At 72.5% G+C, this 13148-nt stretch carries 11 protein-coding genes; 6 read left to right on the forward strand and 5 right to left on the reverse strand.

Annotation, left to right across the window (positions count from 1 at the left end; translation table 11 throughout):
• Nucleotides 1–327: 327 nt before the first annotated feature.
• On the forward strand, nt 328–2058 hold the full coding sequence (locus J3486_RS16945; RefSeq protein WP_207821137.1) for a GAF domain-containing sensor histidine kinase: 1731 nt from the start codon (nt 328–330) through the stop codon (nt 2056–2058).
• A gap of 43 nt (nt 2059–2101) precedes the next feature.
• On the opposite strand, the gene J3486_RS16950 is transcribed toward J3486_RS16945, so the two are convergent.
• Nucleotides 2102–2800, reverse strand: a complete 699-nt coding sequence (locus J3486_RS16950) for a response regulator transcription factor (protein ID WP_207821138.1) — start codon at nt 2798–2800, stop codon at nt 2102–2104.
• A gap of 121 nt (nt 2801–2921) precedes the next feature.
• Complete coding sequence (locus J3486_RS16955) at nt 2922–3389, reverse strand: Crp/Fnr family transcriptional regulator (RefSeq protein WP_207821139.1); 468 nt, start codon at nt 3387–3389, stop codon at nt 2922–2924.
• 553 nt (nt 3390–3942) lie between these two features.
• On the opposite strand from J3486_RS16955, the gene J3486_RS16960 reads away from it, so the two are divergent.
• From J3486_RS16960 to J3486_RS16975, 4 genes are all read left to right on the forward strand, one after another.
• The gene (locus tag J3486_RS16960) at nt 3943–4803 is read left to right on the forward strand and encodes a universal stress protein (protein ID WP_207821140.1); all 861 of its coding nucleotides are present in this window, start codon (nt 3943–3945) and stop codon (nt 4801–4803) included.
• Nucleotides 4804–4961: 158 nt separating this feature from the next.
• A complete protein-coding gene (locus tag J3486_RS16965; protein WP_207821141.1) occupies nt 4962–6578 on the forward strand; it encodes an alpha-amylase family glycosyl hydrolase in 1617 nt (538 codons plus the stop codon).
• A 212-nt stretch (nt 6579–6790) separates the two neighbouring features.
• Entirely contained in the window at nt 6791–6982 is a 192-nt protein-coding gene (locus J3486_RS16970; RefSeq protein ID WP_207821142.1) for a DUF5999 family protein, read from the forward strand.
• A 62-nt stretch (nt 6983–7044) separates the two neighbouring features.
• Nucleotides 7045–7938, forward strand: a complete 894-nt coding sequence (locus J3486_RS16975; protein WP_207821143.1) for a TIGR03619 family F420-dependent LLM class oxidoreductase — start codon at nt 7045–7047, stop codon at nt 7936–7938.
• 15 nt (nt 7939–7953) lie between these two features.
• Here J3486_RS16975 and J3486_RS16980 read toward each other — a convergent pair whose 3' ends face one another.
• Nucleotides 7954–9201 carry a cytochrome P450 gene (locus tag J3486_RS16980; RefSeq protein WP_207821144.1) on the reverse strand — a complete coding sequence of 416 codons (1248 nt, stop codon included), beginning with the start codon at nt 9199–9201 and terminating at the stop codon, nt 7954–7956.
• Between the two features lie 149 nt (nt 9202–9350).
• Between J3486_RS16980 and J3486_RS16985 the strand changes: the two genes are divergently transcribed.
• A complete protein-coding gene (locus J3486_RS16985; RefSeq protein WP_207821145.1) occupies nt 9351–10364 on the forward strand; it encodes a LacI family DNA-binding transcriptional regulator in 1014 nt (337 codons plus the stop codon).
• On the opposite strand, the gene J3486_RS16990 is transcribed toward J3486_RS16985, so the two are convergent.
• The gene (locus J3486_RS16990; RefSeq protein ID WP_207821146.1) at nt 10361–11380 is read right to left on the reverse strand and encodes a LacI family DNA-binding transcriptional regulator; all 1020 of its coding nucleotides are present in this window, start codon (nt 11378–11380) and stop codon (nt 10361–10363) included. The genes J3486_RS16985 and J3486_RS16990 overlap by 4 nt on opposite strands.
• A gap of 66 nt (nt 11381–11446) precedes the next feature.
• Complete coding sequence (locus J3486_RS16995) at nt 11447–13063, reverse strand: glycoside hydrolase family 13 protein (protein ID WP_207821147.1); 1617 nt, start codon at nt 13061–13063, stop codon at nt 11447–11449.
• Between the last annotated feature and the right edge of the window lie 85 nt (nt 13064–13148).

Consider the following 13148-nt stretch of genomic DNA (forward strand, 5'->3'; position numbering starts at 1 on the left):
GGCCTTCCAAGGGAGCGCCTGGTGCGAGGTGGGGGGCGCACGGCGGTGCTGGACCCCGGGTAGTGTAGTCATCCCTGCGCGCTGCGTGACGCATTCCGACTACCCTGCACACTCCTGAGCAGACCCTCTCGACCCCCGGCCTGCGCAAGCACTCGGCGGCGCTCACGACAGGCTCGCGCGCCCCTCCCGCCGCAGCAATGCGGACCCTGGAGCGGCTGCCGGGGACGGGCGGCCGGGTTTTCCCGCGAGGTGCGTCGAAGCAGGTCGTCGCGGCGCGTATAGCCGCTACGGTGAAAGTCAGCACCAGGGATCTGCGTCGGAGGTGGCATGGGCGTGGAGGAAGCACAGGGGCCCGGACCACTGCCCCGACTGCGACTCGATGAACTGCTCGAGGAACTCCAGGTCAGGATCGACGCCGTCCGGGGAACGCGGAATCGGCTGCAGGGGCTTCTCGAAGCCGTCCTCTCGGTGGGACAGGAGCTCAATCTCTCCCAGGTGCTGCGCCGCATCGTGGAGGCCGCCGTCGTGCTGGTCGACGCGGAGTACGGGGCGCTCGGGGTGATCGGCGAGGACCGGCGCAAGCTGTCCCAGTTCCTGCCGGTCGGCATCGACGACGAACTGCGCGCGCGGATCGGAGACTTACCCTCCGGGCACGGTCTGCTCGGCGAACTCATCCGGCACCCGGAGCCGCTGCGCCTGCACGAACTCGCCGAGCACCCGGCGTCGTCGGGGTTCCCGCCGCACCATCCGCCGATGCACACCTTCGTCGGGGTGCCGATCCGGGTGCGCGAGACCGTGTTCGGGAATCTGTACCTGACGCAGAAGCGCGGCGGCGGCGACTTCGACGACGAGGACGTGGCCGTGCTGCAGACCCTCGGTGCGGCGGCGGGCGTGGCCGTGGAGAACGCCCGGCTGTACGAGGAGGTCCGACTGCGGGAGCGCTGGCTGCAGTTGAGCGCCGAGTTCTCCGGGAGTCTGCTGTCCGGCACCACGGAGACCGAAGTGCTGCGCCTCATGGTCGAGCGGGCGCGGGAGATCACCGGCGCCGACCTCGGGGTGATCACGCTGGTCGTCCCCGGCAGCACCGAACTGCACGAGGTCCTGGCTCTTGGCCGGCGCTCCAAGGCGCACCACGACATCGTCCTGCCGCGCAAGGGCACGTTCGCCGGCGCCGCGCTGGCCGCGGGCGAACTGGTCACCTCGGACGACATCCGCAAGGATCCGCGAATCACGTACCAGCCCGCACGCTGGGACGGCCTGGGGCCCGCGGTGGCGATGCCGCTGGGCACGTCCGACCGGGAGCGCGGAGTACTGATGCTGGCCCGGAAGGCGGAGGAACAGCCCTTCTCCGCCGCCGAGTTGACGCCACTGGTGGGCTTCGCCGGGCAGGCCACGCTCGCCCTCGAACTCTCCGACCGCAGGCGCGACGCGGAGCAGATGAGTCTCCTGGAGGACCGCGACCGGATCGCCCGCGACCTGCACGACCTGGCCATCCAGCGGTTGTTCGCCACCGGCATGACGCTGCAGAGCGCGCAGCGGTTCGTGCAGCACCCGGAGGCGGCGGAGCGGCTGATGCGGGCCGTGGACGACCTGGACACCACCATCAAAATCATCCGGTCGACCATCTTCGGACTGCGGGAGCGGGACGCCCCACCGACGGGCGCGGGGCTGCGCATCCGTGTGGTGCGCGCGGTGGAGGAGGCGGCCCGGGTCCTGGGCTTCACTCCGGCGCTGCGCATGGAGGGTCTGGTCGACGTGGACGTGCCGGGACCGGTCGCCGACGACGTACTGGCCGTGCTCGGCGAGGCGTTGACGAACGTGGCCCGCCACGCGCAGGCGTCGGCGGCGGAGGTGGCCCTGGTCGTGCGGGGCGGCGCGGTCACGCTGAGCGTCCTCGACGACGGCGTCGGCATCTCCACGGAGCCGGACGCCCATCGCAGCGGGCTCGCCAATCTCGCGGTGCGCGCCGATCAGCGCGACGGCACGGTGACGACCGAGCCCCGCGAGGGCGGTGGCACGCGGCTGGTGTGGACCGTTCCCCTGGACACCAAGGGCTGACAAGGCGCCACCGTCCTTCAAGGTCAACGCAGGTGACGTGGTGTCAGGGGGTGACCGGGGGCGGCAGCCGGGTCGCGAGCACCGCGGCCTGGATGCGGCGCTCGACACCCAGCTTGGCGAGCAGCCGCGAGATGTTGTTCTTCACCGTCTTCTCGGACAGGAAGAGCCGCTGCCCGATCTGCCGGTTGGTCAGGCCCTCGCCGACCAGCGCGAGGATGTCCCGTTCCCGTTCGGTGAGGTCGGCGAGTTGCGCGTCGGCGTGGTCGCCGTTCGACGACGAATCCAGTTCGGGTCCGCGCAGACTGCGCATCAGCCGGGCCGTCGTCGCCGGGTCGAGCATGGACTCGCCGGAGGCGACGGTGCGGACGGCGGAGATCAGGTCCGAGCCCTTGATCTGCTTCAGGACGTAGCCCGCCGCGCCCGCCATGATGGCGTCCAGGAGCGCGTCGTCGTCGTCGAACGAGGTGAGCATCAGACAGCTCACCTCCGGCAGCAGGCTGCGCAGTTCGCGGCAGACGGTGATGCCGTCCCCGTCGGGCAGCCGGACGTCGAGCACGGCGACGTCGGGCCGCAGCGCGGGCCCCCGGGCGAGGGCCTGCGCCGCGCTGGCCGCCTCCCCGACGACCTCCATGTCCGGCTCCGCACCGAGGAGATCGCGCAGCCCGCGGCGGACCACTTCGTGGTCGTCGAGGAGCAGGATGCGGACAGGGCGGTCCGGGGTGTGGGTACGCGGCGGGTTCATGGCGGGCCCCCCTTGGATGGTCGTCCCCTAGATCCTGGGGCCACAGGGGGTGGATCGCCAGGGCCGAACGGCCCAGATCGACTGCCCTACCGGACCGCCGTCGGTGGCCGCCGTGCTCTCGTCAGCGCGGCATCGCGCCGGTGCCCCGGGATCCGTACGGGTCGAGCAGCCGCGTGCGGGTGCGCTGGAGCCGGTGGGCGAGGACCTGGCCGACCCACTGGGCGACGAACGAACCGAGTCCGGGGTCGGAGGAGCACATCAGGCGGACGGTGAAGGCGTCGAACTCGTCGGCGCGCACCGGGGTCTCGGTCCGGGCGCCCAACTGCCAGACGTGGGGCGGCAACAGCCAGGACCAGCCGAGGAGTTCACCCGGTCCCAGCGACTCGGCCACGGGTGCGCTGCGGCCCGGCACACGCATGTCGAGGACGACGCTTCCGCTGCGGACGATCCAGAAGCGGTCGGCGCGCGCTCCTTCCTCGAAGAGCCGGGTGCATTGCGGAAAGGCCACGTCTCGGGCGATGCGCATCAGTCGGCCTCGGTGGAGCTCGGGCAGGGTCTGGCTCATGCGCGGGGCCGTGGTGGTCGTCATGGGGCGGCCTCCTTCCGGGACATCGCACGACCGGCCGGGAACGCTTCCCTCTCCGGTGGCGCGTCGCAGGACCGGGCGATCGGCGGCGCCCGGTCCTGCCGGCGGCTGTCGCACATCGCGGAACGCCGTCGTGCGATGGGTCCACCCTGCGGGGCCGGATCCCGCCCGGCCAGGGGCCGAACGGCTCTGGCCAGGGGCCTGTCGGATCCGGGGTGCGCATGCGGGAACCCGTGGCGGCGCCACGGCGCACGCCGTCGGACCCGGCACCCGGCGGGGCGGCGGTCTTGCCCGGGGAGCCGACGGGGCCGGGCGGCTCCCTCCGGAGCGTCCGGTGGCCCCCCGGCGGGGGCCGAACGACCCGCCCGGCAGGGCCCGTTCGCCTCTCCTCACCGAGAAGGCCCCGGTGGGAGCGTCCATAAGGATCCGGTCCGCCTTCGCATCCGCGCCGGACATGGTTCGCCGTCCGCGCCCGTGCGCACGACTGACGGCACCCATCCGTGGAACCCGCGCCGGAGCACCCCGTCCGCGACACCCGCCATGAAGGGGCCCCACCATGACCAGCATCCGTGTTCTGAGCGTCGGGACGGACGGTTCGCGCGAGAGCATGGACGCCGCCGACTGGGCCGCCCGCGAGGCGCTGCGCCGTGGCCTGCCGCTGCGTCTGGTGCACGCGGACAGCGCGCGCCGCATCCCGCCCGCGCCGCTGGACGTCGACCTGCCGCGCCGCGCCGTCCTGGACCGGACCGCACTCCAACTCTCCTACAACCACCCGGCGTTGGAGATCCTCGCGCGCCGTCGCCCGCAGTCCCCGGTGTCCGCGCTGCTCGACGCCGCGACGGACTCCGAGACCCTGGTGCTCGGCTCACGGGGCTTCACGGGGTACAGCGGCTTCCTCGTCGGCTCGGTCGCGCTCGCCGTGACGGCGCGGGCCCTGCGGCCCGTCGTCCTCGTGCGGGCCGGCGCCCTCCCGCAGGACGAGCACACGGCGGACGGCCCGTTCCGGCCGGTGGTCGTCGGCCTCGACGTGACCGCACCCGTCGACGAGATCCTCAGCTACGCCTTCGAGGCGGCGGCCCTGCGCGACGCCCCGCTGCACGCGATGCACACCTGGGCGCTGCCCCCACTGCGCGGCGACATCGCCGGTGACGCGCTGCCGGGCGACGCGGCCCGCCGGGAGACCCTGCGCCGCCGGGCCCTCGCGGGCTCGTTGCAGGCGTGGCGGGCCAAGTACCCGGACGTTCCGGTCAAGGAACGCCTCCTGTACGGCCAGCCCGGCCACCATCTGCTCAAGGCGTCGACGGGCGCGAGCCTCACCGTGATCGGGCGCCGGGCCGAGTCGACCCGTCTGGGCTGCACCGCCCACTCCGTGGTGCACCACTCGACGAGCCCGGTGGCCGTGGTGCCGCACACGTGACGGGGTGACCCGCACGGCGCCGGGCGGGCCCGGCCACAGCGGGCGGCGCACGCCCGCCCCCGCCCGACGCCCCCCTGCGACCGCAAGGCCCCCTACCCGGGCCGGCCGCCGGTCTCGTAGGGTCGACTCCCCCGCACGGCAAGGGAGTTGGCGACCTCATGCCCGAAGCAGCACCGTTCCGTCCCGTTCCGGCCTGGCTCGACGAGGCCGTCTTCTACCAGATCTACCCGCAGTCGTTCGCGGACTCCGACGGGGACGGGATCGGTGACCTCGCGGGGATCGCCGACCGCCTCGACCATCTGGCGTGGCTCGGCGTGAACACCGTATGGATCAACCCGTGCTTCGCGTCGCCGTTCCGGGACGCGGGCTACGACGTCGCCGACTACTTCTCGATCGCGCCGCGCTACGGCTCCGCGGACGATCTGGCCAAGCTGGTCGATCTCGCGGGCCGGCGCGGGATCCGGGTGCTGCTCGATCTGGTCGCGGGGCACACATCGGACGCGCATCCCTGGTTCCGCGCCGCCATGGACGACCCCGACGACCACCGCTACATCTGGACGACCGCCGATCACCTCCCGGCGGGCTTCGTCGCCTCGCCCGGCACCCGCCCCGGCGGCTATCTGCCGAACTTCTTCGACTCGCAGCCCGCTCTCAACTTCGGTTACGCGCGGTCGAGTCCGGGCGAGCCGTGGCGCCGGTCCGTCGACGCGGAGGGGCCGCGCGCCAACCGGGCGGCGCTGCGCGAGATCATGGACCACTGGCTGCGGACGGGGGTGTCCGGGTTCCGGGTCGACATGGCTGCGTCGCTCGTGAAGGACGACCCCGGCAAGCGGGCCACGGCCGCGATCTGGACGGAGCTGCGGCACTGGCTGGACCGGGCCCATCCGGAGGCGGTCCTGCTCGCCGAGTGGGGCGACCCGGAGGTCTCGGTGCCCGCCGGGTTCCACACGGACTTCTTCCTCCAGTTCGGCGGCCCGGCGAACGGTCTGCCGATGCGCTCCTTGTGGAGCAACAACACGGGTACGGCGGACGAGAGTTGGGACCCCCTGGACTGCTTCTTCGACGCCTCGGGGCAGGGTTCGCCGCGCCCGTTCGTCGACGCCTGGCGGCAGGCGACGGCCGCGCTCGGCGACACCGGCCGCATCGCGCTGCCCACCTCCAACCATGACTTCTCGCGCCTCAACTGCGGCCCGCGCACGGCCGATCAGCTTCCGGCGGCGTTCGCCTTCCAGCTGACCTGGCCGACGCTCCCGGCCATCTACTACGGCGACGAGATCGGCATGCGCTATGTCCCGGGCCTGCCCGAGAAGGAGGGCAGCGTCCTCGGCCCGCGCTACAACCGGGCCGGTTCCCGCACCCCGATGCAGTGGCAGGACGGCCCCGGCGCCGGTTTCTCGACCGCGGCGGAGGACCGCTTCTACCTGCCCCTCGACCCGGCGCCCGACCGCCCGTCGGTGGCCGCCCAGCGCGCCGACGAGCACTCGCTGCTGCATCTCGTACGCCGCCTGGTCGCCCTGCGCGCCGGCCTTCCGGCACTCGCCCACCACTCCCCCGTCGAGGTCCTCGGCGCGGACTATCCGTTCGTGTACGTACGCGGTGACGCGCTGCTCGTCGTCGTCAACCCGGGCCGTGCACAGCGGAGTTGGCCGTCCCACGCGTGGGCGGAGCGGGCCGCGCGCGCCCGGCCGGTGGAGGTCGACGGGGTCCGGATCACGCTCGACGGCGCGACGGTGGAAGCGGACGGAATCGGTTACGGGATCTTCGAGTTGACGTAGCAGGACCATTGCGACGCACGTCCGCTCCGTTCACCGCTCCGCGCCGTCGCGGTGGAACTCTGAAACCCGCTGCGAGCGCCGGCGTCCGACGCCGATGAGTATGTCGGCCACCCGGAGTCGTATGAAGCGAGGACGAACCCGACCGGGACCGTGCACCCGCGAGGGAGGAACGCCCGCGACGATCCGGAACATCCCGCTCCAGGAGGCACCCCATGTGTTCCCACCGGCCCCCGTGCCCGACCGCCGACCGTCCCGACCGCGACGCGGCCCGCGTCGTCGCCGCCCATCCCGAGCAGGGCTGGAGTCTGCTGTGCAACGGCACGATCGTCTTCGACGACACCGGTGAACTGCTGCCGGGCGGCGTCGTGCGCGCTCCCGTACGACAGGCCGTGCTCGTCGGCTGACGTGGCCGGAATCGATCGTCCGGCCTCGACGACCACCCCCAAGATCAACTTGACTGCCGGTCATGCGATACGGCGTCAACCTCCTCAACTTCGGTTCCGGCACCACCCCCGAGAGCCTTGTCCGCCAGGCCACGGACGCCCGTGACCTCGGCTTCTCCTTCGCGATGATCTCCGACCACATCGCGGTCACCCCCGATGTGCACGCGGTCTATCCGGCCCCGTTCTACGACCAGTTCGTGCTCGCCGCCCATCTCGCGGGACGCGTCCCGGGGCTCACGCTCGGCACGACGATCACCGTCATCCCCTATCGGCATCCGCTGCAGACGGCCCGACTCGCCGCGAACATCGACCGGTTGAACGACGCGGGGTTCATTCTCGGCGCCGGGGTCGGCTGGTCGGCGGCCGAGTACCGGACACTGGGCGTGCCGTTCGAGCAGCGCGGGGCGATCACCGACGAGTACCTCGCCGCGATCCGCGCCGCCTGGACGCAGGACCCGTGCAGTTTCAAGGGCCGGTACGTGGAGTTCGAGGGGGTCCGCACCGCTCCCGCGCCCGCGACGGCTCCGCACGTCCCGGTCTGGGTCGGCGGCGACTCCCCGGCCGCGCTGCGCCGGGCGGCGCGGCTCGGCGAGGCCTGGCACCCGTTCATGCCGACGCGTGCGAGCCTGCGCGCACAGCTGCCCCGGCTCGCCGAGGAGGCGGAGCGGGCGGAGCGGCCCGTGCCGCAGTTCGCGCCGCGGATCCAGCTGGTGGTCGGCGAAGTGCCGGACACCGACGACCGTCCGCTGGGGCACGGCACCATGGAGCAGATCCGGGCGGATGTGGAGACGCTCGCCGGACTCGGCGCCACGCACATCCTGTTCGACACCTATCCCGGCGATCCCGCGCTGCGGGGTTCGGCCGAGGACGACCGGCGGGTCCTGGAGAGCGTGGCGCGGATCCTGCCCGCCGGCTGACGCCCGGGCCCGGGCTCACCAGGTGACGGGCAGCGCCTTCGGTCCCCGGATGAACCCCTTGCTCTGCCACTCCACCTCGTCAGGGCCGACCGCGAGCCGCAGCCCGGGGAACCGGGTCAGCAGGGCGCCGAGCATCACTTCGGACTCCATGCGGGCCAGCATCGCGCCGATGCAGTGGTGCGGCCCGTGCCCGAACGAGAGATGGGCCGTGCCGGTGCGATCGAGGTCGAGCGCACCGGGCTCGTCGAAGACGTCGGGGTCGCGGTTGGCCGCGAGATAGGAGGCGTAGACGGCCTCGCCCTCGCGGATCAGGACTCCGCCGACCTCGACGTCCTCGGTGGCGATCCGGGGCAGGCCGACACCGTTGCGGTGCGGGATGTGGCGCAGGAGTTCGTCGACGGCCTGGGGCAGCAGCTCGGGCTCGGCGCGCAGCCGCTCGGCCAGTTCCGGCCGCGTCAGCAGCGTGTAGACCATGTTGGCGCTGTTGTTGCGGACCGCGTGGGCACCGCTGACGAGGACGGCGGTGGCGAGCGAGACCGCTTCGGCGTCGGTGATCTCGCCCGCGGCGCAGGCCCGTCCCAGCACGGTGGCCAGGTCGTCGCCCGGGCTCTCCCGCCGCTCGGTGAGCAGATCGACGATGTACTGCCGCATCCGTTCCTTCGCGGCCTCGCTGGACTTGGGTCCGGGACCGGCCGAGAGGATCACGTCCGGCCAGTCCGCGAGCCGCGCCCGGTCCTCGGGCGGCACGCCCAGCAGATCGCTGACGACGGTGAGCGGGAACGGGCCGTGCAGGTGGGCCACCAGGTCGGCGGGGCGCCCCGCCTCCTCCATCGCGTCGAGGAGCGCGTCGGCGGTGCGCTCGGCCCGTGGCCGCAGGCCCTTCATGGTGCGGCCGGTGAACGCCTTCGTCATCACCTTGCGCAGCCGGGTGTGGTCGGGCGGATCGGCGTAGTTGAGGCCGACGGTGGCGGCGACGCGGTGCGCCATCATGCCGTTCACCTCGCGGCCGACGAGCGCGGAGCGGCTGAAGCGCGGGTCGGAGGTCACCAGGCGCACGTCCTGGTAGCGCGTGACGAGCCAGGCCTCGCGCTCCTGTCCGAAGGGCATCCGCACCCGGGCCACCTGCTCGTTGCTGAGCACGTCGGCGAGGAGCGGGTCGAAGGTGAGCGCGGGCAGGTCGGCCAGGGCCCACTCGCGGACGGGTCGGCTGCCGCCCACCGGTTCCGGGGCGGCCGGGTCGTCGCGTACGGTCGTGTCGTTCACGCGGGCAGTGTTCCCCTGCCCCGGGCCGTGGCACGCGCCTCGGCCGCCGCGCCCCCTGATCGGCGCAGGCGTGCTCGTGCAGCCGGGGCACAGATCAGTTGCCGCGATCACGCAAGCGGACCGCAAATGTTGCGCTAATCTTGCGTTCCATGACGCGCAGACTTGCTCAGGTGGCGAAGAAGGTCGGAGTCAGCGAGGCCACGGTCAGCCGGGTGCTCAACAACAAACCCGGTGTCTCGGAGGCGACACGGCAGTCGGTGCTCACCGCCCTGGACGTGCTCGGCTACGAACGCCCCACGCAACTGCGCGGCGAGCGCGCCCGTCTGGTCGGGCTCGTCCTGCCCGAGCTGCAGAACCCGATCTTCCCCGCGTTCGCCGAGGTCATCGGGGGCGCACTCGCCCAGCAGGGGCTGACCCCCGTGCTGTGCACGCAGACCAAGGGCGGCGTCTCCGAGGCCGACTATGTGGAGCTGCTGCTCCAACAGCAGGTCTCGGGCGTGGTGTTCGCGGGCGGACTGTTCGCACAGGCCGACGCGGAGCACGATCACTACCAGCGCCTCGCCGAGCGCAAGGTTCCGGTGGTGCTGGTGAACGCCGCGATCGAGCGGCTCGGCTTCCCGTGCGTGGCCTGTGACGACGCCGTCGCCGTCGAGCAGGCGTGGCGCCATCTCTCCTCCCTCGGGCACGAGCGGATCGGCCTGGTGCTCGGCCCCGACGACCACATGCCCTCGCAGCGCAAGCTCACCGCGGCCCGCGCCGCCGCCCGGGCCGCGGGCGGAGCGCTGCCCGACGACGCGGTGGAGCGGGCGATGTTCTCCCTGGAGGGCGGGCACGCCGCGGCGGCCCGGCTGATCGGGCGCGGCATCACCGGCATCATCTGCGCGAGCGACCCGCTGGCCCTGGGCGCGGTGCGCGCCGCACGCCGGGCCGGACTCGCGGTGCCCCGCGAGATCTCCGTGGTCGGGTACGACGACTCGGCGTTCATGAACTGCACCGAGCCGCCGCTGACGACCGTGCGCCAACCCATCGAGGCGATGGGCCGGGCCGCGGTCGAACTGCTCGTCGCGCAGATCCAGGGCGGCTCGGTGCCGCCCGGCGAGCTGCTCTTCGAGCCCGAGCTGGTGGTGCGCGGTTCGACGGCGCCGCCGCGCTCGGCGTCCTAGGGCAGGCCCTGCGGGGTGAGCTGCCCGGTCGAACCGCGGACGACGAGTTCCGGTTCGAAGAGCAGCTCGCCGAGGTGGGTGCGCGAGCCCTGGAGCTGTGCCATCAGCAGATCCACGGCCGCGCGTCCCATCGCCTCGATGGGCTGACGGACCGTCGACAGGGGCGGCTCCGTGCACGTCATGAACGCGGAGTCGTCGTAGCCGACCACCGACAGGTCCTCGGGCACGGAAAGGCCCCGCCGGCGGGCCGCCCTGATGGCACCCAGGGCAAGCGGGTCACTGGCGCACACGATGCCGGTGACCCCTCGGTCGAGCAGCCGGGCCGCGGCCGCCTGTCCGCCCTCCAGGGAGAACAGCGACCGCTCCACCAGCGTGTCGTCCACCGTCATGCCCATCGCCCGCGCGACGCCGCGCGCGGCCCGCAGCTTGCGGCGTGACGGCATGTGGTCGAGGGGCCCGAGCAGCAGTCCGATCCGCTCGTGGCCGAGCGAGGCGAGGTGCCGCCACGCCTGCTCGACCGCGACCGAGTCGTCGCACGCCACGCACGGGAAGTCGAGTCCCGTGATGGACGCGTTGATGAAGACGACCGGGATCTTGCGCTCCGCGAGCCGCCGGTAGTGCCCGTGGTCGGCGTCGGCCTGCGCGAAGTGACCGCCCGCGAACACCACGCCCGAGACCTGTTGCTGGAGCAGCAGCTCCATGTAGTCGGCCTCGGATATCCCGTTCTTCGTCTGCGTGCACAGCACGGGGGTCAGCCCCTGCTGGGCGAGCGCGCCCCCGATGACCTCGGCGAACGCGGGGAAGATCGGGTTCTGCAGCTCGGGCAGGACGAGCCCGACCAGACGGGCGCGCTCGCCGCGCAGTTGCGTGGGGCGTTCGTAGCCGAGCACGTCCAGCGCGGTGAGCACCGACTGCCGTGTCACCTCCGAGACGCCCGGCCTTTCGTTGAGGACACGGCTGACCGTCGCCTCGCTGACTCCTGCTTTCCGGGCAACTTGAGCAAGTCGTCGTGTCATATACGCAAGATTAGCTCGTGAAATTGCAAGGAACTTACTCCTCCTGGCTGTCGCGTTCGCGTGCGGCTACTGTTCCGTGGTCCGCAGCCACACCGCGGTGTCGCCTGGCAGCCGTCCCTGGCCGTCGAGCGGACCACTGGCGAGGATCACCCGGTCGTACGGCGGGAGTTCGGCCGGCTCCTCGCCCAGGTTGACCACGCAGACCAGGCCGTGCGTCCTGGCGAAGGCGAGCACCCCGTCCGGCGCGGGCAGCCAGGTCATCGGACCATCGCCGAAGCCCGCGCCCGAGCGGCGGGTGGCCAGGGCCGTGCGGTAGAGGGTGAGCATCGACGCGGGGTCCTCACTCTGCCGGTCCACCGCGTACCGCGCCCAGCCCTCGGGCTGCGGCAGCCAGGGCTCCCCCTGCGAACCGAAACCGCAGTACGGGGCGTCGGCCTCCCAGGGCAGCGGCACCCGGCAGCCGTCGCGGCCCGGGTCGGTGCCGCCGGAGCGGAAGTGCATCGGGTCCTCGATGCGGTCCAGCGGGATGTCCGCCTCGGGCAGACCGAGCTCCTCTCCCTGGTAGACGTAGACCGAACCGGGCAGAGCGAGCGTGAGCAGGGCCGCGGCGCGGGCCCGCCGGGTACCGAGTGCGAGGTCGGTGGGGGTGCCGAACGCCTTCTTCGCGAAGTCGAATCCGGTGTCCGCACGCCCGTAGCGGGTGGCGGTCCGGGTCACGTCGTGGTTGCACAGCACCCAGGTCGCCGGGGCATGGACGGGCGCGTGCTCGGCGAGGGTGTCGTCGATGGTGCGGCGCAGCCGGCCCGCGTCCCAGGGGCAGCTGAGGAAGTTGAAGTTGAAGGCGGTGTGCAGCTCGTCGGGGCGCAGATAGCGGGCGAACCGCTCGGCGTCGGGCAGCCAGACCTCCCCGACGAAGACGCCCCCGTACGCGTCCGCGATCGCGCGCCAGGAACGGTAGATGTCGTGCAGCTCGTCCTGGTCGATGTAGGGGTGCGGGTCGACGTCCTCCACGAAGTCGGGCAGGTCGGGATGCTTGGCGAGCAGCGCGGCGGAGTCGATACGGACACCGGCCACGCCGCGTTCGAACCAGAAACGCAGCACGTCCTCGTGCTCCTGGCGCACGGCCGGGTGGGCCCAGTTGAGGTCGGGCTGCTCGGGGGTGAACAGGTGCAGGTACCACTCGCCGTCGGGGACCCGGGTCCAGGTGGCGCCCGCGAACTGGGACGGCCAGTTGTTGGGCGGGAGCTCACCGTTCTCGCCGCGGCCGGGCCTGAAGTGGAAAAGCTCCCGCTCGGGGCTGCCCGGGCCTGCCTCCAACGCGGCCCGGAACCAGGCGTGTTGGTCGGAGACATGGTTCGGGACGATGTCGACGATCACACGGATGCCGAACTCCCGTGCCTCCGCGATGAGTTTCTCGGCCTCCTCCAGGGTGCCGAACGCGGGGTCGATGGTGCGGTAGTCGGCCACGTCGTAGCCGCCGTCGACCAGCGGGGAGAGATACCAGGGCGTGAACCAGACCGCGTCGACGCCCAGTTGGGCCAGGTACGGCAGACGGGCGCGGACACCCGCGAGGTCCCCGGCTCCGTCGCCGTCTCCGTCCGCGAAGCTCCGGGGGTACACCTGATAGATGACGGCGTCGCGCCACCAGTCGTCGGCGGTGCGGGACGTGGGAACAGCTGCCACGGGAGGTCCTTTCGGGCAGGTGGGACTCCGCCGCCGGCCGGTGCGGGGGCGTGAATGGGTCGGACCGGCGGCGGAGTGCTTGAGG

Origin of the sequence: Streptomyces sp. VRA16 Mangrove soil, from assembly GCF_017377775.1 — a bacterium.
In the GTDB taxonomy this organism is placed as follows: Bacteria; Actinomycetota; Actinomycetes; order Streptomycetales; family Streptomycetaceae; genus Streptomyces.

Excerpts from the sequence above, each read along its gene's own strand:
- J3486_RS16945 (WP_207821137.1), top strand. The coding sequence starts at position 328 with ATGGGCGTGGAGGAAGCACAGGGGCCCGGACCACTGCCCCGACTGCGA.
- J3486_RS16950 (WP_207821138.1), bottom strand. The coding sequence starts at position 2,800 with ATGAACCCGCCGCGTACCCACACCCCGGACCGCCCTGTCCGCATCCTG.
- J3486_RS16955 (WP_207821139.1), bottom strand. The coding sequence starts at position 3,389 with ATGACGACCACCACGGCCCCGCGCATGAGCCAGACCCTGCCCGAGCTC.
- J3486_RS16960 (WP_207821140.1), top strand. The coding sequence starts at position 3,943 with ATGACCAGCATCCGTGTTCTGAGCGTCGGGACGGACGGTTCGCGCGAG.
- J3486_RS16965 (WP_207821141.1), top strand. The coding sequence starts at position 4,962 with ATGCCCGAAGCAGCACCGTTCCGTCCCGTTCCGGCCTGGCTCGACGAG.
- J3486_RS16970 (WP_207821142.1), top strand. The coding sequence starts at position 6,791 with ATGTGTTCCCACCGGCCCCCGTGCCCGACCGCCGACCGTCCCGACCGC.
- J3486_RS16975 (WP_207821143.1), top strand. The coding sequence starts at position 7,045 with ATGCGATACGGCGTCAACCTCCTCAACTTCGGTTCCGGCACCACCCCC.
- J3486_RS16985 (WP_207821145.1), top strand. The coding sequence starts at position 9,351 with ATGACGCGCAGACTTGCTCAGGTGGCGAAGAAGGTCGGAGTCAGCGAG.
- J3486_RS16990 (WP_207821146.1), bottom strand. The coding sequence starts at position 11,380 with ATGACACGACGACTTGCTCAAGTTGCCCGGAAAGCAGGAGTCAGCGAG.